The sequence below is a fragment of the Neorhizobium sp. LMR1-1-1.1 genome, from assembly GCF_040675795.1.
In the GTDB taxonomy this organism is placed as follows: Bacteria; Pseudomonadota; Alphaproteobacteria; order Rhizobiales; family Rhizobiaceae; genus Neorhizobium; species Neorhizobium cellulosilyticum.
Window position 1 is genome coordinate 1,219,812 of record NZ_JBEGHE010000001.1, and the last position, 20,285, is coordinate 1,240,096.

Annotated in this window: 25 protein-coding genes; 17 read left to right on the forward strand and 8 right to left on the reverse strand. The window is 57.7% G+C overall.

The window, feature by feature from the left end:
- Nucleotides 1-362 precede the first annotated feature (362 nt).
- From MRBLMR1_RS05855 to MRBLMR1_RS05870, 4 genes are read left to right on the forward strand one after another with little or no spacing between them, the layout of a single operon-like run.
- Nucleotides 363-1,016, forward strand: coding sequence for a S1C family serine protease (locus tag MRBLMR1_RS05855; protein WP_500063990.1), 654 nt, complete (start codon nucleotides 363-365; stop codon nucleotides 1,014-1,016).
- A complete protein-coding gene (locus MRBLMR1_RS05860) occupies nucleotides 1,013-1,186 on the forward strand; it encodes a hypothetical protein (RefSeq protein ID WP_500063991.1) in 174 nt (57 codons plus the stop codon). Before MRBLMR1_RS05855 ends, MRBLMR1_RS05860 begins: the two co-directional genes overlap by 4 nt.
- 25 nt (nucleotides 1,187-1,211) lie before the next feature.
- Nucleotides 1,212-1,499 (forward strand): hypothetical protein, encoded by a 288-nt coding sequence (locus tag MRBLMR1_RS05865; RefSeq protein ID WP_500063992.1) that lies wholly within the window; start codon nucleotides 1,212-1,214, stop codon nucleotides 1,497-1,499.
- Nucleotides 1,496-2,761, forward strand: a complete 1,266-nt coding sequence (locus MRBLMR1_RS05870; RefSeq protein WP_500063993.1) for an oxidoreductase — start codon at nucleotides 1,496-1,498, stop codon at nucleotides 2,759-2,761. The genes MRBLMR1_RS05865 and MRBLMR1_RS05870 overlap by 4 nt, the downstream gene beginning before the upstream one ends.
- Here the strand turns inward: MRBLMR1_RS05870 and MRBLMR1_RS05875 are convergent.
- Entirely contained in the window at nucleotides 2,758-2,970 is a 213-nt protein-coding gene (locus MRBLMR1_RS05875) for a hypothetical protein (RefSeq protein ID WP_500063994.1), read from the reverse strand. The genes MRBLMR1_RS05870 and MRBLMR1_RS05875 overlap by 4 nt on opposite strands.
- A gap of 108 nt (nucleotides 2,971-3,078) precedes the next feature.
- Between MRBLMR1_RS05875 and MRBLMR1_RS05880 the strand changes: the two genes are divergently transcribed.
- The 6 genes from MRBLMR1_RS05880 to MRBLMR1_RS05905 are packed head-to-tail and all read left to right on the forward strand — an operon-like array spanning nucleotide 3,079 to nucleotide 5,400.
- Nucleotides 3,079-3,525 carry a nucleoside triphosphate pyrophosphohydrolase family protein gene (locus MRBLMR1_RS05880; RefSeq protein WP_500063995.1) on the forward strand — a complete coding sequence of 149 codons (447 nt, stop codon included), beginning with the start codon at nucleotides 3,079-3,081 and terminating at the stop codon, nucleotides 3,523-3,525.
- Entirely contained in the window at nucleotides 3,525-4,097 is a 573-nt protein-coding gene (locus MRBLMR1_RS05885) for a DUF1937 family protein (protein ID WP_500064045.1), read from the forward strand. Before MRBLMR1_RS05880 ends, MRBLMR1_RS05885 begins: the two co-directional genes overlap by 1 nt.
- On the forward strand, nucleotides 4,097-4,294 hold the full coding sequence (locus MRBLMR1_RS05890; protein ID WP_500063996.1) for a hypothetical protein: 198 nt from the start codon (nucleotides 4,097-4,099) through the stop codon (nucleotides 4,292-4,294). The genes MRBLMR1_RS05885 and MRBLMR1_RS05890 overlap by 1 nt, the downstream gene beginning before the upstream one ends.
- Nucleotides 4,287-4,499, forward strand: coding sequence for a hypothetical protein (locus MRBLMR1_RS05895; RefSeq protein WP_500063997.1), 213 nt, complete (start codon nucleotides 4,287-4,289; stop codon nucleotides 4,497-4,499). The genes MRBLMR1_RS05890 and MRBLMR1_RS05895 overlap by 8 nt, the downstream gene beginning before the upstream one ends.
- A complete protein-coding gene (locus MRBLMR1_RS05900; RefSeq protein ID WP_500063998.1) occupies nucleotides 4,496-4,774 on the forward strand; it encodes a hypothetical protein in 279 nt (92 codons plus the stop codon). Before MRBLMR1_RS05895 ends, MRBLMR1_RS05900 begins: the two co-directional genes overlap by 4 nt.
- Nucleotides 4,771-5,400, forward strand: a complete 630-nt coding sequence (locus tag MRBLMR1_RS05905; protein ID WP_500063999.1) for a deoxynucleotide monophosphate kinase family protein — start codon at nucleotides 4,771-4,773, stop codon at nucleotides 5,398-5,400. The genes MRBLMR1_RS05900 and MRBLMR1_RS05905 overlap by 4 nt, the downstream gene beginning before the upstream one ends.
- Nucleotides 5,401-6,153: 753 nt before the next feature.
- Here MRBLMR1_RS05905 and MRBLMR1_RS05910 read toward each other — a convergent pair.
- A complete protein-coding gene (locus MRBLMR1_RS05910; protein ID WP_148147663.1) occupies nucleotides 6,154-6,462 on the reverse strand; it encodes a hypothetical protein in 309 nt (102 codons plus the stop codon).
- A 300-nt stretch (nucleotides 6,463-6,762) separates the two neighbouring features.
- Here MRBLMR1_RS05910 and MRBLMR1_RS05915 point away from each other — a divergent pair, with 300 nt between their 5' ends.
- Nucleotides 6,763-7,419: a hypothetical protein gene (locus tag MRBLMR1_RS05915; RefSeq protein WP_148147664.1), complete on the forward strand. Its 657-nt coding sequence runs from the start codon at nucleotides 6,763-6,765 to the stop codon at nucleotides 7,417-7,419.
- Between the two features lie 52 nt (nucleotides 7,420-7,471).
- On the opposite strand, the gene MRBLMR1_RS05920 is transcribed toward MRBLMR1_RS05915, so the two are convergent.
- From MRBLMR1_RS05920 to MRBLMR1_RS05935, 4 genes are all read right to left on the reverse strand, one after another.
- A complete protein-coding gene (locus MRBLMR1_RS05920; protein ID WP_183686040.1) occupies nucleotides 7,472-8,245 on the reverse strand; it encodes an amino acid ABC transporter ATP-binding protein in 774 nt (257 codons plus the stop codon).
- A gap of 27 nt (nucleotides 8,246-8,272) precedes the next feature.
- A complete protein-coding gene (locus MRBLMR1_RS05925; protein ID WP_394353629.1) occupies nucleotides 8,273-9,391 on the reverse strand; it encodes an amino acid ABC transporter permease in 1,119 nt (372 codons plus the stop codon).
- 38 nt (nucleotides 9,392-9,429) lie between these two features.
- A complete protein-coding gene (locus tag MRBLMR1_RS05930) occupies nucleotides 9,430-10,629 on the reverse strand; it encodes an amino acid ABC transporter permease (RefSeq protein ID WP_148148040.1) in 1,200 nt (399 codons plus the stop codon).
- A 116-nt stretch (nucleotides 10,630-10,745) separates the two neighbouring features.
- Entirely contained in the window at nucleotides 10,746-11,768 is a 1,023-nt protein-coding gene (locus MRBLMR1_RS05935) for an amino acid ABC transporter substrate-binding protein (protein ID WP_148148041.1), read from the reverse strand.
- A gap of 357 nt (nucleotides 11,769-12,125) precedes the next feature.
- On the opposite strand from MRBLMR1_RS05935, the gene MRBLMR1_RS05940 reads away from it, so the two are divergent.
- On the forward strand, nucleotides 12,126-13,313 hold the full coding sequence (locus tag MRBLMR1_RS05940) for a cystathionine beta-lyase (RefSeq protein ID WP_148148042.1): 1,188 nt from the start codon (nucleotides 12,126-12,128) through the stop codon (nucleotides 13,311-13,313).
- On the opposite strand, the gene MRBLMR1_RS05945 is transcribed toward MRBLMR1_RS05940, so the two are convergent.
- Together MRBLMR1_RS05945 and MRBLMR1_RS05950 are read right to left on the reverse strand one after the other, a co-directional pair.
- A complete protein-coding gene (locus tag MRBLMR1_RS05945) occupies nucleotides 13,314-14,477 on the reverse strand; it encodes an FAD-dependent monooxygenase (RefSeq protein WP_148148043.1) in 1,164 nt (387 codons plus the stop codon).
- 22 nt (nucleotides 14,478-14,499) lie between these two features.
- A complete protein-coding gene (locus MRBLMR1_RS05950) occupies nucleotides 14,500-14,745 on the reverse strand; it encodes a zinc-finger domain-containing protein (protein WP_119940344.1) in 246 nt (81 codons plus the stop codon).
- 146 nt (nucleotides 14,746-14,891) lie between these two features.
- On the opposite strand from MRBLMR1_RS05950, the gene MRBLMR1_RS05955 reads away from it, so the two are divergent.
- The 5 genes from MRBLMR1_RS05955 to clpA all read left to right on the forward strand — a co-directional run bounded on the left by MRBLMR1_RS05955 (nucleotide 14,892) and on the right by clpA (nucleotide 20,238).
- Nucleotides 14,892-15,677 (forward strand): alpha/beta hydrolase, encoded by a 786-nt coding sequence (locus MRBLMR1_RS05955; protein ID WP_148148044.1) that lies wholly within the window; start codon nucleotides 14,892-14,894, stop codon nucleotides 15,675-15,677.
- Nucleotides 15,678-15,791: 114 nt separating this feature from the next.
- Nucleotides 15,792-16,616 (forward strand): serine O-acetyltransferase, encoded by an 825-nt coding sequence (gene cysE, locus MRBLMR1_RS05960; RefSeq protein ID WP_148148045.1) that lies wholly within the window; start codon nucleotides 15,792-15,794, stop codon nucleotides 16,614-16,616.
- Between the two features lie 126 nt (nucleotides 16,617-16,742).
- Nucleotides 16,743-16,949: a DUF3126 family protein gene (locus MRBLMR1_RS05965; RefSeq protein WP_112457769.1), complete on the forward strand. Its 207-nt coding sequence runs from the start codon at nucleotides 16,743-16,745 to the stop codon at nucleotides 16,947-16,949.
- A 393-nt stretch (nucleotides 16,950-17,342) separates the two neighbouring features.
- Nucleotides 17,343-17,696 carry an ATP-dependent Clp protease adapter ClpS gene (clpS, locus tag MRBLMR1_RS05970; RefSeq protein ID WP_112457911.1) on the forward strand — a complete coding sequence of 118 codons (354 nt, stop codon included), beginning with the start codon at nucleotides 17,343-17,345 and terminating at the stop codon, nucleotides 17,694-17,696.
- A 10-nt stretch (nucleotides 17,697-17,706) separates the two neighbouring features.
- Nucleotides 17,707-20,238, forward strand: a complete 2,532-nt coding sequence (clpA, locus tag MRBLMR1_RS05975; RefSeq protein ID WP_148148046.1) for an ATP-dependent Clp protease ATP-binding subunit ClpA — start codon at nucleotides 17,707-17,709, stop codon at nucleotides 20,236-20,238.
- Nucleotides 20,239-20,285 lie beyond the last annotated feature (47 nt).

The following is a 20,285-nucleotide window of genomic DNA, read 5'->3' on the forward strand; positions in this document are numbered from 1 at the left end:
GAGTAGGGAAGGGACGTCACGAGAGCAAAGAGAGTTCGGGGGCGAACTCAAGCGGGGGAAGGGGGCTGTTTGCTCTCGTGACCATCCTAAAAGGCGTTTGTAAGCAAAATGTTCCGGAGCAAACGACCGGAGCGCGTGATCGCCGCTCTGGCCGTTTGCCCCCACGAAACCGTGCCGCACATTAGCAACAGCTCACGACCAGTTCAACCCGATGCGCCCTCTGCCTAACCGCGGAGGGCGCTTTTTTGTTTTGTGCGCCCTCCCGAAAAGGCGGCAAATCTTGACAAATTTGTAAAAGCAATATAGACATGATCACCGGCCTCACCAGCCGTTTTTTCACCACAACAGAGGAGACCGTCGCTATGAAGCTCAGACGCATCGCATACGCAGCCCTCGCAGTCGCACTCTCAAGCGCCGCATACTTCGGCGCACCGACGGTCGCAGCATCCGTCGAAACATACATGGCCGCGCCAGCCACTGAGGCGGCCACCGTCAAAGTCATCCTCACTAACGGCCACGGCTCCGGCGTCCATATCGGCAATGGATTTGTCGTTACTGCTGCGCACGTCGCCGGAGATGCTGCGACCGTGGAGTTGAAGACAAAGGACGGCAAGATCCGGCCCGCCGATGTCCTCTGGGTCAACAAGACATACGACATCGCACTGCTGCGCACGTCGCCGGAGATGCTGCCGGCTGCTCACCTGGATTGCCGCACCGTCTCGGCTGGCACTGTCATCGAGGCAATCGGCAATCCTCTGTCGGTCGAATTCATCTCGGCATACGGCAAGATTGCCGGTGCACCGCGAGCGCAGGGGCCGTGGAAGTCCGTGTTCGTCACCGATATCACGACTGTGCAAGGCCAGAGTGGCGGCCCTGTCTTTGGTCCCTCTGGCGACCTCATCGGCATCACCGTCGGCGTCATGGGCGTGCCCATGGGCTTTTCTGCCTCGCTCGTCGGCTATGGCTTCGTCGTGCCATCGACTGAGGTCTGCGCGCTTTTGGGGCGGATGTCGTGAGTAGCCACAAGAAATTCATCCTTTCCAGCCTCGCGTGGGTCGTCGGCTTCTTCGCACTAGGCTTGTTAGGCCTCGGCGAGACGGCACAGGTCTCTGCGGGGCTGGCAGTCGGCACATATCTTTGCCCGTTTGGCGGGCTTTGGTGCACCGCCATCGCTTCCTACTACTGATAATCACCCCACTACAGGAGACAGCATGTCAGAACCGATCGTCGTCGATATCGGCGCCGCAATGCAGACGCTCGAAGCCAATCCGGATCTCGCTGCCCGAATGGCCGACATCATGGGGCTAACCGAACGTTTCTATCTGTCTCAGGACAACGATGGCCACTGGTATGTCGTTCCTGTTGCGAAGCGGCAGGAGTGGATCACGTGGCTGGAAATCCCCTCTGACGATGACCGCGCGTGGACGCCTCCGGAATTCGCAAAGCAGGTGGGCGGCTCGCCTTGCCTCGTAATGTTCACCAACCCGGAGATTCTATGAGCCATTCCATCCCGCCCGAAAATATCGAGCAGGCCGGCAGACTATATGCCGAGCACAACAGCATCCGCGCCGTAGCCAAGCTCATGGGCGTCGGATACGCCACGGCCCACAAATACATTCATCGCGCCGCCGAGCGCGGCCATCTGGGTACGGACCCGGTACTGCCGGGATACGCCATCAAGTCGATCGCCAGCAAGCATGGCGATACCTGGATCAAGCAGACGAAGGCACCGGGAGAGGTCTTCGAGCTTCCACAGGGACAGGTAGTAAAAGGCGTGTCCGCACTCGTCGACGGGCAGGGCAGGGAAGTCGCCAAGTGGATCAAGACTGCGACGGATGCCGACAACGCCGCAGCGATCTTTGCCGCTACCGTTGCGGCGCTGAAAGAAGATCTACCACGGGTCACCATCATGCCGCCGCCGGCCAATGTCGAATCGGACCTTCTTAATCAGTTCACAGTCACCGACAACCATTTCGGGATGCTGTCGTGGCGCGAGGAGACGGGATCCGACTACGATCTGCGCATTGCAGAGCAACTCATTCTCGACTGGTTTGCCGCGGCGATCGCCAACGCTCCGCAGGCTCACACCGCCGTCTTGGCGCAGATCGGCGACCTTATGCACCACGACGCGCTCGAGAGCGTAACACCGGCGCACAAGCATGTCCTCGACGCCGACAGCCGCCTACAGAAGGTCATCCGCGTCGTCATCCGAACCATTCGCCGGATCATCGACATGTTGCTGCAAAAGCACCAGCACGTCCACGTCATCATGGCGTCGGGCAATCACGATCCGGCCTCATCTGCTTGGCTGCGCGAAATGCTGGCCGCGATGTACGAGGACGAGCCGCGCATCACGGTCGATAATTCGCCGAGCCTTTACTACGCCTATGAGTGGGGAGCCACGGCGCTGTTCTGGCATCACGGCCACAAGCGCGGCGTCAACAATGTAGATGCGACGCTCGCCGGCATTTTCCGCGAACTCTATGGCCGCAGCAAGTTCGCCTATGCTCACATCGGCCACCTGCATAGCGACGAGGGCCGCAAGTCCGGCCTGATGTATGTCGAGCGCCACGAAACGCTCGCCGCTCCTGATGCCTATGCTGCTGGCGGCGGCTGGCTGTCCGGACGTTCGGCCAAGGTCATCACCTATTCCCGGCAATACGGCGAGGTCGGCAGGTCGACGCTCCGGCCGGAGATGGTTGCGGGGCGGTATGCGGCCGCCAATGACAATGTGCCGGCGGATCAGAGGAAGGCGGCTTAGTAATAGTCGCGTTCGCGTGCCCGCTTTAGCCGAAGCTTGCGGAGTTCGTCGTTCTCTCGCTGACGCTGTCTCTTTTTCGCAGCCGGAGTACCGAAAAAATTCTCAAGGAAGGTCATCAGAAATCGTCCGATCAAGACGAAGATGAACGCCACCAATAACCAAAGTGCCTTTCCGATTAGCCGGAATAGGCCGCCAATAATTTTGCCCATGAACCACCCCGAGTGCCCGATACATACGTATCGGCATTCAACGGCTTGAGCAAGAGACGCCGCCGGCCTTACCAACCGGCGGCAACCACCACCACAGAGGAGGCTAGAATGCTGAACAGATCTTTGAATGCCAAGCTATGGGAAGGCCATCCGCTCATAGCCGCCAACGACAACCAGCCACCCGCCTACACCCACGCCGCAGCCATCAACATCTTCGCGGCCGACTGCCACGCCCGCAGCCGTAAGGCAGGTTGGTACACCGATCTCGCCACCGGCAAGGCACTCGATCGCAACGTGCCGGAGATGCTGATGCTCATCGTGTCCGAGGTCAGTGAGGCGATGGAAGGCTTCCGCAAGAAGCTGGACGACGACAAGCTGCCGCACCGGAAGATGATGGAGGTAGAGCTTGCCGACGCTATGATCCGCATCGGCGACCTGGCAACGTTCATGGGCTACGACCTCGGCGGCGCGATCGTCGAGAAGATGGCCTACAACGACAACCGCGAAGACCACAAGATCGAGAACCGGCTCAAGGCAGGCGGGAAGGCGTTTTGATGCCCAGCTATACCGTTTCCGCAGATCTGGTAACAACCACATTCGGCCCGCTCGACAAGTACGTCGCGGCGAATGACAACGTGCCGGCCAGCCTTCGAGGAGACACAGGCAGCGGCAAGCCATACCTTTACAGCGCCAAGCAACTGGCGGCACGCGACCAGGAGAGCGAGCCGCTGCACACACTAGACGATCTGGCGAAGCTGCAAGGCTTCATTTATCTAGGCTCGCCTTACGCCAAGTACGACGCCGGGATGGATGAGGCGGCTCGCGTCGTCACGGAATGCGCTGGCAAGCTGATGGCTCGTGGCATGCGGATCTATTGCCCGATTGCCCACGGCCATGCCGTAACCCGCTATCAGGAGCTGCCGCGCACGTGGGACTTCTGGAAGGATCAGGACCAGCCTCTGATAGACGCTGCGTCGTCGCTCATCGTACTCGAGATGCGAGGCTGGTGGGATTCGGTCGGCCTCAAGTACGAGTTCGAGTCGTTTTTGAAGGCAGGCAAGCCGATCGTCTATGTCGAGCCGAGCGAGTTGGGCGTCGAGGAACCGACGTGGGGGAGGGCGGCATAGTGGCACTCACCCGACTGACACGAGAGCTTTCCGTCAACACGGATCACGTCGCCAGCATCCACTGGGACCGCTCTTACAGCAGCACCCAGCTTGTCATTAGCATGCAGGACGGCACGAAGCACTTCATCAAGGATAGCTCAGGCTACACCGGCGGAGATGATTGCTATGCCATCGAAAGGAAGTTGCTCGATGCGTGACATGGTTCGAATACCGCTCTCTGCCGCTCGCGACGTTGCTGACCGTTACGGCTATGACCAAGTCGTTATCTACGCGCGCCGCTGCCATGATTCGCCGGAGCCGCACGGCGAGCACCTGACGACCTACGGCAGGACTCGAGAGCACTGCGGCGTGGCGGCTCGCATGGCCGACGTCCTCAAGAAGTTCATGGGGTGGAACGTATGACCACCATCAAACCTGGCGACGAGATCGTCTGCATCGACGACGGCATCTATGCTGAGCAGTACCTCGGGATCACCAAGGGCCAGGTCTACAAGGCCCGCTGGGTTGGCCCTGTCACCAGCTACATGAACGGCGACTACATCGGCGTGAGGCTGGAGGGCGTCAACCGCGGCGTCTGCCCTGAGTTCGGCGATGAGGATCCGCCGTTCAACGTGCGCAGGTTCCGGCCGGTGGTGAAGCCCGGTACGCCGGCGAGAAAACTAGAGGAGGCACTATGACCATCCATTCAGACGATCCCGGATGCATCACCGCAGTCCCTGCCGAACTGCACGCGCTCGGCGCGGCAATCGGCAAGTACGAGGCAGCCAACGACAACCTGCCTCCCATCGTCGCCTTCACCGGCCAGGCAGGCAGCGGCAAGTCCACTGCCACCCGTTACCTCGTTGAGAAGCACGGCTACACACGCGTGAAGTTCGCCGGGCCGCTGAAGGATATGATGCGGGTGATCGGTCTGTCGGAAGAGCAGATCGAGGGGGAGATGAAAGAGGCTGGCGCAACTCTCTTGTGTGGCGAATCTCCCCGCCATGCGATGCAGACGCTCGGCACGGAATGGGGTCGGAAATGTATCGGCGCCGATTTCTGGATCAATCTATGGCGGGAGCGAGTCGCGCGCGCCTGGGCAAGTGGCGGCCGCGTCGTCGTCGACGACTGCCGCTTCCCGAATGAGGCCGCAGCGATCCGCCGTCTCGGAGGCGACATTTACAAGCTGGTCGGTCGCGGCGGCATTCCCGGGCATCACGAATCAGAGCGCGGGTGTGGCGATGAGGATCTCGTCATCGCGAACGACAACTCGCCTGATGCGTTGTTCGGGAAGGTGGACGAGGCGTTGAGGCGGTATGGCTAAAAGAAAGGGCGGCTTGCGAGCCGCCCTTCGCGTAGGAATTCTAAAAGTATCCGGGACTAGTCATCGAGATCTTTGTTTTTCAATCTGATGAAGGATCTGAATTCGTCGATTTGTCCTTTGTCGAGGGCGGCTATGACATGGACTAAATTGCCGCGAGCCGAAATTTTCTCGCACTTCCCATTCTTGTATTGATCAAGAATGCGGCCGATGAACCTATCCATTTGGTTGTGATCTTCTTCAGTCAACTGACCCACATGCCTTCTCCGTTGCTATCTGGATGAGACCGCAGGATCGCACACCGACCCCATTGCGGGGCGTTACCGGTTAACCTCTAGGGGAGGGCGGGACATCGTACAGTGACGAGGCTGGCGAATCGTACGCCATGTAAAGCCGAGATAATGATGCCTCGTTCGCATCCAAAGTCAACTTGCCGAGTTTTCTTGCGCAACCAGAGATGGATCGATATTATCGTAAAGTACAGCCAAGTAAACCTGTGGCTGGTTTGTAAACGAACGATAAGCACTTGAAATCTAGTAGGTGATTTTAGACGCAGTTTGCAACTACACTGCCAAGATCATTGAAAAAAACGGTATCTTCTAAGCAGCAGGTCGCAGGTTCGAGTCCTGCAGGGGTCGCCACTCTCTTATTTGTCTATATCTCACATGCAGGCAGCTTGTTGTACCAGAACACGGGTACAGAACTCGTGCCCAGCCCAGCCCAGTCTGTCGCGCTTGCTGCCAGCCACCACCCTGCTTATCGGCTACGCACGGGATTGCCGTAGAGTGGGACCGGATAGACATAATCCCCTCTGCTCGAAAAACCTTTGCGGTAGAGGCAGGCTCTCAGCGCAGCCTGATTGAGGAAGTTGTCGAAAAAGGGGTGTACGCGCGGCGGCGTTGAAGCTTCAAGCGTGCATTCGTCGCGTGCGCTCAAGAAGCGATTTTCGACGTCCGATCCTTTGACAATTTCCAGGCTTCCATAGGTTATCGACGCAGCGGAGGCGCTATTGCTCAGCGCTGGAGCCAATGCAACCAGTAGCGTTGACACAAATGTCAGCTTCATAGGTGTCTCCCTCAAATCGGCAGATGGCAACGGTCCAAATCCGATCTTGTTCCCGTTAGGGTGAAATTTTACCCGCGCTTGTTCGCATATGCGAAAGGACTTTTGGAATTTCGCTGCGGTGCATTCTAAGCTATTATCCAGTTCATCGGTTCCGTTGCGTCACGCAGGGGAAGGTAATTTTGGTGCCGGGAGCAGGAGCTTCGTGTTTGGCGCCTTCAATACACTGAAATGGTTTTTCGCGGGCCGCGCGGGGTGGCCCGGACCTTTGCATTGTCTTTGAGCCTTCGAGTGGGGATACATATGAACAGAAATATTCTCGCCCTGGCGGGTGCGGTTTTGCTTGCCGCCTCCATCTCTAGTTCAAGTTGGGCGGATGAACGTCCATTGATATGGCAGCCGATCAAGAACTCGGACACAAGTTACGCCGTGAAGCTGGGACTCCGGCTGCCCGTGCGGCTCGAAACAGAGGCCGGATTCAATGTCGGTGTGGATTCGTCGAAGACTGGTGAGGTGGTGAATACACCTCTCAAGTTCTGGAGCAGGATAAAAACCGAGGATAGGAAGCGCCCCGCTTACCAGATGAGCCGTGATATCGGGATCAATATGGATGGCAATGCAGGCAGCGCTGCGATCAGCATGAACTATTATGAAAAGCAGATTGCTACGCCAACCTTCAATCTTGAGCGTCAATCCAGCTATGTGGTTCGCTATGACGGTGTGCAAAAAGACTGGGCAGGACTGGACGCGAGCCAATCGATCAAGTTGAGGCAGCGTGAGAGCGGAACCGCCTTCGTAGCCGTTGCCAATGGTTCGGCGAATTTTTCGGCAGTTGCTGCCAGTTTCGGGATCGAGCAACCTCTCGGCGAGAACATAACGCTGAGCGGCAGCGTGAACCGAAACTTCACCGATGCAACGACGGTATCGAGCGTTAACGCGAGTTATTCCTACAAATGGTGAGATGAAAAAGGGCGCTTCAGGCGCCCTTTTTCATCTCGATATTTAGCTGTCCTCAGTGCAGGATCTGGCTGAGGAAGAGTTTTGTGCGCTCGTGCTGCGGATTATCGAAGAACTCGGCCGGCGAGTTCTGCTCGACGATCTGGCCCTGGTCCATGAAGATGACGCGGTTTGCGACCTGGCGGGCAAAACCCATCTCATGGGTCACGCACAGCATGGTCATGCCTTCTTCGGCAAGCGAGACCATGGTGTCGAGCACTTCCTTGACCATTTCCGGGTCGAGCGCCGAGGTCGGTTCGTCGAACAGCATGATCTTCGGCTTCATGCAGAGCGAGCGGGCGATCGCCACGCGCTGCTGCTGGCCGCCGGAGAGCTGGCCCGGATATTTGTTGGCCTGTTCCGGGATCTTGACGCGCTTCAGATAGTGCATCGCGATCTCTTCGGCTTCCTTCTTCGGCATCTTGCGAACCCAGATCGGAGCCAGCGTGCAGTTTTCCAGGATGGTCAGGTGCGGGAAGAGGTTGAAGTGCTGGAACACCATGCCGACCTCGCGGCGCACCTCGTCGATCTTCTTCAGATCGTTGGTAAGCTCGATATTGTCGACGAGGATATTGCCCGACTGATGTTCTTCCAGCCGGTTGATGCAACGGATCATCGTCGACTTGCCGGAGCCCGAAGGCCCGGCAATGACGATGCGCTCGCCCTTCATCACCTTCAGATTGATGTCGCGCAGCACGTGGAAATCACCATACCACTTGTTCATGCCGATGATTTCGACTGCAACCTCGGTCGAGGAAACGGTCAGTTTTTTCGTTAGGGCTTCAGCCATTGTTTTCCCCTTTAACTCTTGTTGCGGCTAGTGCCTGTGGCTGGTGTCGAGGTGTCGCTCCATAAAGGCGGAGTATCGCGACATGCCGAAGCAGAAAAGCCAGAATATGAAACCGGCAAAAATGTAACCGGTGACCGGCGTGACCGGCGTCGACCAGTTGGCATCCGACTGGTTGAGCGTAACGATCCCCAGAAGGTCGAACATGCCGATAATCGAGACGAGTGACGTATCCTTGAACAGGCCAATGAAAGTGTTGACGATGCTTGGGATGACCAACTTGATTGCCTGCGGCAGAATGATCAGCCGCGTCTTTTGCCAATAGGTCAATCCCAGCGAGTCCGCCCCTTCAAACTGTCCCTTCGGAATCGCCTGCAAACCGCCTCGAATGACTTCCGCCATATAGGCGGAGGCGAAGATCGAAACGCCGATCAGGGCGCGAAGCAGTTTGTCGAACGTCCATCCATCCGGCAGGAAAAGCGGCAGCATGACGCTTGCCATGAATAGAACCGTGACGAGTGGAATGCCGCGGATTATCTCGATGAAGACGACGCAGAGCGTCTTGATTACAGGCATTTGCGAACGCCGTCCGAGCGCCAGGATAATGCCAAGCGGCAGAGACACGGTGATCCCGAAGAAAGAGAGGATCAACGTTACCATCAATCCGCCCCAGAGCTGAGTCTCGACATGCGGAAGGCCGAAGCCGCCGATCAGCAGGAAGAACGAGATGAACGGCAGGATGATGAAGAGCGCCAGCGCATTCCATCCCTTATGGGGGGCCTTCGGAATGAGCATCGGAATGAGCAGGATCACGAAAAGGACCGCGACGAGGATCGGCCGCCAGCGTTCATCAGCCGGGTACCGGCCGAACATGAACTGCTGGAATTTTGCTTCGACAAAAGCCCAGCATGCGCCGGATTGACCGTCTGGAAGAATGCCGCCCTGGATGACGGTCGCACAGGCCGTCCGGTCCGAACCGGTCCAGACGGCATCGATAAACAGCCAATTGATCATGCCTGGGATGACATAGACTAGCAGCGCAAGCGCCAGGATGGTCAGAACCGTATCCTTCGGCGTTGCGAACAGCTTGGTTCTGAACCAGTGTGACGGGCCGCTGACACCGAGCGGCGCCGGTTGCTGCGCCAGCATGTCCTGGCGCACGAAAGTTGAAGAGGTCGTGGCCATGATTATCTCTCCACCAAGGCCATTTTGGCATTGAACCAGTTCATGAATATCGCCGTGGTGATCGAGATGGACAGATAGACGACAAGGAAAAGAGCAACGATCTCAACTGCCTGACCGGTCTGGTTCAACATCGTTCCGCCGATTGCATAAATGTCTGCAAACCCGCACGCGACCGCCAAAGACGAGTTCTTGGTAAGGTTCAGATATTGGCTTGTCAGTGGTGGGATGATGATCCTGAGCGCCTGCGGGAGGACGATCAGTCGTGTTATAGCATTTGAGCGTAGCCCAAGCGCGTTTGCTGCTTCGGTCTGGCCCTTCGGCACAGCCTTGATGCCCGAGCGGACGATCTCGGCAATGAAGGAAGCCGTGTAGAAGGAGAGCGCCAGGTAGAGCGAGATGAATTCCGGTCCAAGAACCGAACCACCTGTCAGGTTGAAGCGACCTGCAACGGGGAAGTCGAAGGTGATCGGTGCGCCGAGTGCCAGGAAAGTCAGGATCGGCAAGCCGATGATTAGCGCCAAACCCGTCCAAACGGTATGAAACGGCTTTCCGGTGAGCATTTGTCGCTTCTTTGCCCAACGCGCTACGAACACCGTAGCGACGATACCGATCAGAAACGCTACGGCGATTGCCCAGGCACCATCTCCGAATATCGGTTTTGGCACGAACAGGCCGCGATTGTTGAGGTAGCTCTGGAAGGGCAGATTCAGAGATTCGCGCGCTTGCGGAAGTACGGCGATGACGCCCTTGTACCAGAACAGGATAACGAGCAGCGGCGGGATGTTGCGGAAAAACTCCACATAGACCTGCGCGAGCTTGGCAATGAGCCAGTTCTGCGAAAGGCGGGCGATGCCGACGATAAAGCCGATGATAGAAGCCGTAATGATGCCAAGAACGGCTACCTGCAAGGTGTTCAGAATGCCGACGAGCAGCGCGCGGCCATAGGTGGAGTCACTTGTATAAGCGATCAGCGACTGGCCGATGTCGAAACCGGCGCGGCCCTGAAGAAATCCGAAACCGGAGGCAATGTTTGCCTTCTGCAGATTGTGGATCGTGTTTTGGGTGACTGTCCACACGAAGAGGACGAGAAGCGCCAATGTCAGGACCTGATAGAATATCCCGCGCACTTTCGGGTCGTTTATCAGGGACGAGGCCCGCTTTTTGGTGTCAGACGTTTCGGAATTGAGGGCCATGCCGGCCATAAACGAATCCCCTTAGTTTATTTATCTCCTTTTTGGAGACTTTTTGCCCTTGCGGGAATTTTAGATGCATGGAGGCGGATTTCTCCACCTCCATGCCCATGTCCATGTCGGTCCGATTAACGGATCGGAGGGGCGTATTGCAGACCGCCCTTGGTCCACAGAGCGTTCAGGCCACGCTCGATCTTGAGCGGAGTGTTCGGGCCGACGGTGCGGTCGAAGACTTCTCCATAATTGCCGACCAGCTTGACAATGTTGTAAGCCCAATCGTTCGTAAGGCCGAGATCGGTACCGATCTTGGAGCCTTCTTCGCTGCCGAGCATGCGCTTCACGTCCGGTCCGCCGCTGGTCTTCAGCTCATCGACATTCTTCGATGTGATGCCGAGTTCTTCGGCGTTGACCATGGCGTAGTGAACCCACGACACGATGTCGAACCACTTGTCGTCACCCTGGCGAACGGCCGGGCCAAGCGGCTCCTTGGAGATGACTTCCGGCAGAACCATGTTCTCGTCCGGGTTCTTCATCTTCAGGCGGATTGCATAGAGGCCGGACTGGTCGGTCGTGTAGACGTCGCAACGACCGGAGTCATAAGCAGTCGTAGCGTCGGCTTCCTTTTCGAAGACGACCGGATTGTACTGAAGGTTGTTGGACTTGAAGTAGTCGGCGAGGTTGAGCTCGGTGGTCGTGCCGGTCTGGACGCAGACAGCAGCGCCGGAAAGCTCAAGTGCCGACTTCACGTTGAGGCTCTTCTTCACGATGAAGCCCTGGCCGTCGTAGTAGTTGACGGTACGGAAGTTGAAGCCGAGCGATGTGTCGCGGCTGATCGTCCAGGTGGTGTTGCGCGTAAGGACGTCGACTTCGCCGGACTGCAGCGCCGGGAAACGGTCCTTGCTCGACAGGGCAACGAACTTAGCCTTCGTCGGGTCGCCGAAAACGGCGGCAGCGATACCGCGGCAGTAATCGACGTCGATACCGGTCCACTCGCCCTTGTCGTCTGGATTCGAGAAACCCGGAATGCCAGCGCTGACGCCGCAGGTGACGACACCCTTTGCCTTAACGTCATCAAGCGTGGCTGCCGATGCTGCCGAGGCCAAGCCCAGGGCTGCAGCGCCAATCGCGGCTGACAGAATTGTCTTTTTCATTTTCCCAACCTTTGTTTGTGTTTTATTTTCTGACGTCACCGGGCCGCTCCCCTTGATCGTTGTTCGAATACGGCCGGTTGCTCGCCAACCCTCCAGCGGCGAGCCAGCCTATCTCATTCGCAAATGCTGTGGGGGTCAAGTCTCACCAGCAGGAATTGCGTTTGAAATAAGGTAAAATTTAGTTTTTTGCTCAGTGATTGAGCAATTGCCGATGGCTTATGCGGTATGTGCTGAATTCAGTGCCTTTATGTTTTGCATCTGATCTATGCTCAACTTTACGACGTATCGACCGGGCTTGACCTCCAGGCTTCGCAGCGCGACAAGAAAGGTTTCCCGCCTAGAGAGTTTTCCCACCAGATGACCAGAAAATCTTCCATGCTCGGCGCTGCCGGCGCTAATACGCGACTTGCGCATATCGGAAATGATCCGCGCTCCTACCACGGCTTCGTCAATCCCCCGGTCGTTCATGCCTCGACCGTGCTGTTTCCTGATTCTGCGACGATGGAGAGCCGAGGCCAGCCTTACTCTTACGGTACCCGTGCAACACCGACCACAGACGCATTGTGTGCTGCTTTTGACGAATTGGAAGGTTCAGCAGGCACGATTCTGGTCCCGTCAGGGCTGGCAGCTATCTCGGTGCCGTTTCTGGCCTACCTGTCGGCGGGCGACCATGCTTTGATCGTCGATTCGGTTTACACGCCCTGCCGAAATTTCTGCAATACGATGCTCACGCGCCTTGGCGTGGAAATCGAGTATTACGACCCGGAAATCGGTGCCGGTATCGATGCTCTGATCAAACCAAATACGAAGCTGGTGCACACCGAGGCGCCGGGTTCCAACACATTCGAGATGCAGGATATTCGTGCGATTGCCGATGCCGCACACAAGCATGGTTGCGTCGTGACGATGGACAATACCTGGGCGACGCCGCTTTATTTCCGACCGCTCGATTTCGGTGTGGACGTGTCAATCCATGCAACGACGAAATACCCTTCGGGCCATTCCGACATCGTGATGGGGTCGGTGTCCGCCAATGCCAAGTGGTGGCCGCAGCTGGAGGAAGCCCGCATCCTCATGGGTATCTGCGGTGCGCCGGATGATTCCTACATGATCCTGCGTGGTCTGCGGACCATGGGTGTTCGTCTGGAGCATCATCAGAAAAGCGCGCTTGCTCTCGCGCAGTGGCTGGAAGGGCGCGACGATGTGGCGCGTGTGCTGCATCCGGCATTGCCGAGTTTCCCAGGACACGAGATTTGGAAGCGTGATTTCAAGGGTTCCAGCGGCATTTTCTCCTTCGTGCTCAAGGCTGACGCAGACAACGCCAAGGCAAAAGCGCATGCGTTCCTCGATGCATTGAGCTATTTCGGTCTCGGTTATTCCTGGGGTGGGTTCGAAAGCCTGGCGCTACAGGTTAATCTGTCTGACCGCACGATCCGCAAACAGCCCGAAGAAGGCCCGGTCATCCGCCTGCAGATCGGCCTGGAAGATGTTGCCGACCTCCAGAAGGATCTCGAGCAGGGCTTCCTCGCAGCCGCTGCCGTCTGATCAACTGACGCGGTATCCGTAAAGCCAATCCAGATCCGCCGCGAGAGATTGCGGCGGACGTAGCGACAGGACGATATCGCGACCGATACGGAATGGACCGCGAGCATGATACGCGAAGCGGTTGAACGACCCGCGAGCCTTCACCCTTGTCGCACGGCTCACTCTCTGGCTTTCGAAACTGGCGAGAGCCGCGGGCAGGGAACTTGACTTCTTCACTTCGTTGGCGAGCACGAACCCGTCCTCGATTGCCATGGCAGCGCCCTGTGCAGAGAATGGCATCATCGCGTGTGCGGCATCTCCGATCAGCACCACGTCGCGGCCATTGTGCCAGCGACCCGACGTCACTTCGTGAAGCGGCCAGAATGTCGGTCGGGGCAAGCGGCTCAACAGCGCGGTGATTTCCGCATTCCAGCCACCAAACTGCCTGACCAGCATCGCTTTCTGGCCTTCGTTCGCCTGCGCTTCCCATGTGGCACCGGGGCTTATGCCTGATGCGATGGCAACGATGTTGAACTCGCTCATTTCTCTCAAAGGATAAGCAACGAGATGTGTCGACGGCCCCATGAACGCGGTAACGCAATCGCGCGCAAGCCAGTCGGGTGCTTCGTCGAGCGGAATGGTAAAGCGCCAAGCGATATTCCGGGAGAAATCGGGCTGGGGAGCATCCTCCACCGACGCGCGTGCATTGGACCACACTCCGTCGGCACCGATCACGAGCGGGTAGGAGTTTCCGGTGAGTTCCCGAACGGCTTTTGGCAAGCCGCCTCTTATGGGTGTGCCAAGCCGGATCGAGCAGAGCGGATCTCGCTCCACCGCTGAAAGCAATGCTGCCTGCAGCGTCGCACGGTGAAGTACGCCGTAGGGTGCTTTCCAGCGATCCCTGGCAAAATCACCTGCCGGAACGGATGCCAGCTTCTTGAGGGATGTGCCGGAGACAAGGGCGATTTCTCGCGGCTCGGTCCAGATTTTTTCGAGTCCGGCCAGCACGCCCAGTTCGCCAAGGATTGCTGATGCGTTCGGCGACATCTGCAGGCCCGCGCCGACTTCCACAAGGTCGCCGGCTTCTTCAAAAATGTCACAAGCCATGCCCAAGCGGGAAAAGCTAAGCGCTGCAGCCAGGCCGGCCATGCCAGCCCCCACAATCGCAATCCTATCGAGATGCATCGGCTTGCTGCCTGAAAGTTTATTACGCTGCCTTGACGTGGAAGACGCAACCCGGAGGATCGGTCTGTTCGGCTTTCAGGCCCGGATTATAGCGATAGAGAGTGGAGCAATAGGAACAGACTTTTTCGCTGTCGTCGCCGAGATCGATGAAGATGTGCGGATGGTCGAAAGGCACGGAAGCACCGGTGCACATGAATTCCTTCACGCCGATCTGGATAACCGGATATCCGCCATCGTTTTGAAAGTGAGGAATGCTGTGGCCAGCCATGGTCGTCTCCCTGCCATTTGATTTCGCCGGACATTATCCGCCTGCGCGCCGCTTGTGTAGGGGGGAAACGTCCGCATTTTTTTCTCAAGCGGGTTCATTGGCGATCTTCGATCCACTATAGGTCGCGTCAAACAAGGGATAATCCGATGAATTTGAATGCGCCCGCCTTCTCGTCCTTCATTCACGACGGCATCAATCTTCGTTATTTCGACGAGGGTGATCCGTCCGGCGAGCCGGTGCTTCTCATTCACGGCTTTGCTTCGAGCGCGCTGGTCAACTGGGTGCATCCCGGCTGGCTGAAAACGCTTGGTGACGCCGGCTACAGGGTTATTGCCATCGATAACCGCGGCCATGGCGGAAGCGACAAGCCGCTCGACGCGGAAGCCTATCGCCCATGGGTCATGGCCGATGATGCCGTGGCGCTGCTCGACCATTTGCGCATTCCGGACGCTCATCTGTTCGGATATTCGATGGGAGCAAGGATTTCCGTCTTTGCGGCGCTTGCTCATCCGGAACGGGTCCGTTCGCTGGTTCTAGGTGGTCTCGGCATCGGCATGACCGATGGCGTGGGTGACTGGGACCCGATTGCGGACGCCTTGCTTGCGCCGGATGTCGATGCGATCACGCACGAGCGTGGCAAGATGTTCCGCGCCTTTGCGGACCAGACGAAGAGCGACAAGCTGGCTCTTGCCGCCTGTATCCGTGGCTCGCGCGATCTGGTGGCGCGTTCCGATATGGGGCGGATCGAGGCCCCGACGCTGATCGGTGTCGGAACAAAGGATGATATCGCCGGATCTGCCCAGGAACTGGCCGACCTCATGCCGGATGCACGGGCGCTCGATATCCCGAACCGCGATCACATGCTTGCGGTCGGAGACAGGGTGTTCAAGAAGGCGGTTCTCGAATTTTATGCGGCACTGTCAGGTCGGTAACAGGTTCTCTGATCGTAATGATCAACGGAATGCGATTTTACCTGCGTTGGCGTTCCGGTAATCCTGTTCTATATAATGGTCTTCCAAAGCCTGCAGGCGACTATGGAGTGGGTCATGCCCTCAAGAGTGGACATTCGCATCAAAGAACCCGTCGCGACGGTCGATCCGATATGGGATACGTTGCAGCAGGAAGCGCGGCTTGCCATCGAGCAGGATCCGCTTCTTGCCGCGTTTCTCTATTCCACCGTGCTGAACCATCGTTCCCTGGAAGAATGTGTCGTTCACCGGATCTGCGAGCGTCTCGATCATCCGGATCTGCAGGCGGTTCTGTTGCGTCAGACATTCATGGAAATGCTGGATGACTGGCCGGAATGGGGTTCCATCCTCCGGGTCGATATCCAGGCGTTTTATGATCGCGATCCGGCATGCTTGCGCTTCCTGGAGCCGGTGCTCTATTTCAAGGGCTTTCACGCAATCCAGACGCATCGTCTTGCCAACTGGCTCTATACCCGTGGGCGCCGTGATTTTGCTCTCTATCTTCAGAGCCGTTCTTCCAGTGTCTTCCAGACGGATATCAATCCGGCGGCACGGATCGGCAAGGGCATTTTCCTCGATCATGCCACGGGCCTCGTCGTCGGCGAGACTGCAGTCATCGGTGACAATGTCTCCATCCTGCATGGTGTGACGCTTGGGGGAACAGGCAAGGAAGGTGCCGATCGCCATCCGAAGATCGGCAATGGCGTGCTGATCGGCGCCGGTGCGAAGATCCTTGGTAATATCGAGATCGGCTCGTGCTCGCGTGTCGCGGCCGGTTCGGTGGTGCTGAAACCCGTTCCGTCTAAGTCGACCGTTGCCGGGGTGCCGGCGAAGGTGGTCGGGGAGGCGGGCTGTTCGGAGCCGGCGCGGGTCATGGATCAGCTGCTGATGTCGGAAGACTGAGTGCTGCCGGCTATAGAAACGCCGGTGGATAATCGTCGAAGCCGGCAGGCCCAAGGCTTGTCGGCTTTACTTTTGCCGCGGTCGCATGCAACAAGCGCGGCAACGTGAATAGAAACGGAGATTGTCGTGAAGCCCGACGAAATCAAGAAAATCGACGCTTACTTCAAGCGCCTTTTGAATCCGCAGATCGTTGTCAAGGCACGGCCGCGCAAGGACGATTCGGCAGAGGTCTATCTGGGTGAAGAGTTTCTCGGTGTCGTCTATGTTGATGACGAGGACGACGAGCGCTCCTACAATTTCTCGATGGCCATCCTCGACGTCGATCTCGACTGAGCATCAGTGCTAACACATTCCGGCGGGCCGCTTGGGCCCGCTTTTTGATTCCGCCTTCGGTCGCGCCGTTATCGCTCGTTCGCCTCTTGTAACGCGGCGAATGCAATCCCATTAATAGGGAGCGACTTTATCCGGTCGTCCCTGTGAGATTAACCCCACACCGCGATTTAATGTCTTCGTCGCTGACAATCGTCAGGTGCGGTCGCTTGGCGTTTGCATCCGATGGGCTGATGGGTGTTAATTTTTGCAGGTTGAACGGCTCTCTGGCGGAATAGTGATTGCGCCGCCGCAAAGGGGGCTTAAAATCTGTGTCCAATGGACTAAGTTAGTAAGACTGGAGTTCGGCGGACCGCAATGTTCAATAAGGTCGTCGGCACCTGGGGATGATGAATGATGATCGCACTGCCGATCTCGATGGAAAAAGAAAAAGATGGTGACGGGGATAACGCCAACCGCGGAACCTCGGTCATCACGCGTACGAAGCCCAAGACGAAACGCCCGAACCTGTATCGCGTACTCCTGTTGAATGACGATTATACCCCGATGGACTTCGTCATCCACATATTGGAGCGGTTCTTTCAGAAGGACAGGGAGGCCGCCACGCTCATTATGCTCCACGTTCATAACCACGGTGTGGGGGAATGCGGCGTATTTACCTACGAAGTAGCGGAGACCAAGGTGAGCCAGGTGATGGATTTCGCCAGACAACACCAGCATCCCCTACAATGTGTCATGGAAAAAAAGTGAGGAACCCGACGTGCCCACATTTTCGCCTAGTCTTGAAAAGGCGCTGCATCAGGCACTGACCTTCGCCAACGAGCGGCATCACGAATATGCCACGCTCGAACACCTGCTTCTCGCGTTGATTGATGACGCGGATGCGGCGGCGGTCATGGGCGCTTGTAACGTCAACCTTGAAAACCTGCGCAAGACCGTTGCCGATTATGTCGACAACGAACTTGCCAACCTCGTGACCGGCTATGACGAAGACTCGAAGCCTACCTCCGGCTTCCAGCGTGTCATCCAGCGGGCCGTCATCCATGTCCAGTCTTCCGGTCGTGAAGAAGTAACTGGTGCCAATGTGCTCGTTGCGATTTTCGCCGAGCGCGAAAGTCATGCCGCATTCTTCCTGCAGGAGCAGGAAATGACCCGTTACGATGCGGTCAATTATATCTCTCACGGTATCGGCAAGCGCCCGGGTTCCTCCCAGTCCCGTACGCCGCGCGGTTCCGAAGAGCCTGATTCCGAGGCAAAGCCATCGCGTGGAGGCGGCGAACCGGAAGAGGGTGCAGCCAAGAAACCTCAGGATGCGCTTAAGGCATACTGCGTCAATCTGAACGACAAGGCCAAGGATGGGCGCATCGATCCGCTGATCGGTCGCCATTCGGAAGTCAACCGGACGATCCAGGTCCTGTGCCGTCGCTCCAAGAACAACCCGCTCTATGTGGGTGATCCAGGCGTGGGCAAGACTGCGATCGCCGAAGGTCTCGCCAAGCGCATCGTCGAAGGCAAGGTGCCTGAAGCGCTCGCCGATGCGACGATCTTCTCGCTCGACATGGGCACGCTGCTCGCCGGCACCCGTTATCGCGGTGACTTCGAAGAGCGCCTGAAGCAGGTCGTCAAGGAACTGGAAGATTTTCCGGGTGCGGTCCTGTTCATCGACGAAATCCACACCGTTATCGGTGCGGGTGCAACATCGGGCGGCGCGATGGATGCGTCCAACCTGTTGAAGCCGGCTCTGTCCTCCGGGCAGATCCGCTGCATCGGTTCGACCACCTACAAGGAATATCGCCAGTTCTTCGAAAAGGATCGGGCTCTGGTCCGCCGCTTCCAGAAAATCGACGTCAATGAGCCGTCCATCCCGGATGCGATCGAGATCATGAAGGGCCTGAAGCCCTATTTCGAGGACTACCACAAGCTTCGCTACACCAACGAGGCGATCAAGTCGGCCGTCGAACTGTCGGCCCGCTACATTTCCGACCGCAAACTGCCGGACAAAGCGATCGACGTGATCGACGAGACCGGTGCGGCGCAGATGCTGCTGCCGGCCTCCAAGCGCCGCAAGCTGATCACCGAGAAGGAGATCGAGGCCACCATCGCGACGATGGCGCGGATACCGCCTAAAACCGTTTCCAAGGATGACGAGGCTGTTCTCGCCAACCTGGAAAAGGAACTGCGGTCCGTCGTCTACGGTCAGGATGCCGCGATCGAAGCACTTTCGACCGCGATCAAGCTGGCGCGTGCCGGCCTGCGCGAGCCGAACAAGCCGATTGGTTCCTACGTCTTCTCCGGCCCGACAGGCGTTGGTAAGACGGAAGTGGCCAAACAGCTTGCAGCTTCGCTCGGCGTCGAGTTGCTGCGGTTCGACATGTCGGAATATATGGAACGCCATACGGTCTCCAGACTGCTTGGCGCACCTCCCGGCTATGTCGGATTCGATCAGGGCGGTCTTCTGACCGATCAGGTCGATCAGCATCCGCACAGTGTGCTGCTGCTCGACGAAATCGAGAAGGCGCATCCGGATATCTACAACATCCTGCTGCAGGTCATGGACCACGGTTCGCTGACCGACCACAACGGCAAGAAGATCGATTTCCGCAACGTCATCCTGATCATGACGACCAATGCGGGCGCTTCGGAAATGGCCAAGGCCGCCTTCGGCTTCGGTTCTTCCAAGCGCACCGGCGAAGACGAAGAGGCATTGAACCGCCTGTTCACGCCGGAATTCCGCAACCGTCTCGACGCGACAATACCGTTCGCGCCGCTGCCGACGGCCGTCATCCATCAGGTCGTGCAGAAGTTCGTCATGCAGCTGGAAACCCAGCTGTCCGAACGCAACGTCACGTTTGACCTGCATGAGGATGCGATCGCATGGCTGGCCGACAAGGGTTACGACGAGAAGATGGGCGCCCGCCCGCTTTCCCGCGTGATCCAGGAATACATCAAGAAGCCGCTTGCCAATGAGATCCTGTTCGGGGCTCTGCGCAAGGGTGGTGTAGTCCGCGTCACGGTCGGCAAGGACGACAACGGCAAGGACAAGTTGGTGCTCGATTCCATTCCGGAAGCCGTGCCTGTGAAGCCCAAGCCGGAAGCCGAAGTGGAAGAGGCTGCCGAAGAGGCAAAGGCCAAGGTTACGAAGCCCAAGACCGCCAAGAAATCCTCGTCCAAGGGCAAGGATGGCGGTAAGGGCGCAGCCGCCAAAGCGGATGACGACGGCGACGTAATCGCCGAAGATGCGCCGAAGCCACGCAAGAGCAGCACCGTTCCGCGGGTGCCGAAGAGTAAGTAATCGCTCTCATATCGATTGAATGAAAGATGCCGGGCTTGTCCCGGCAT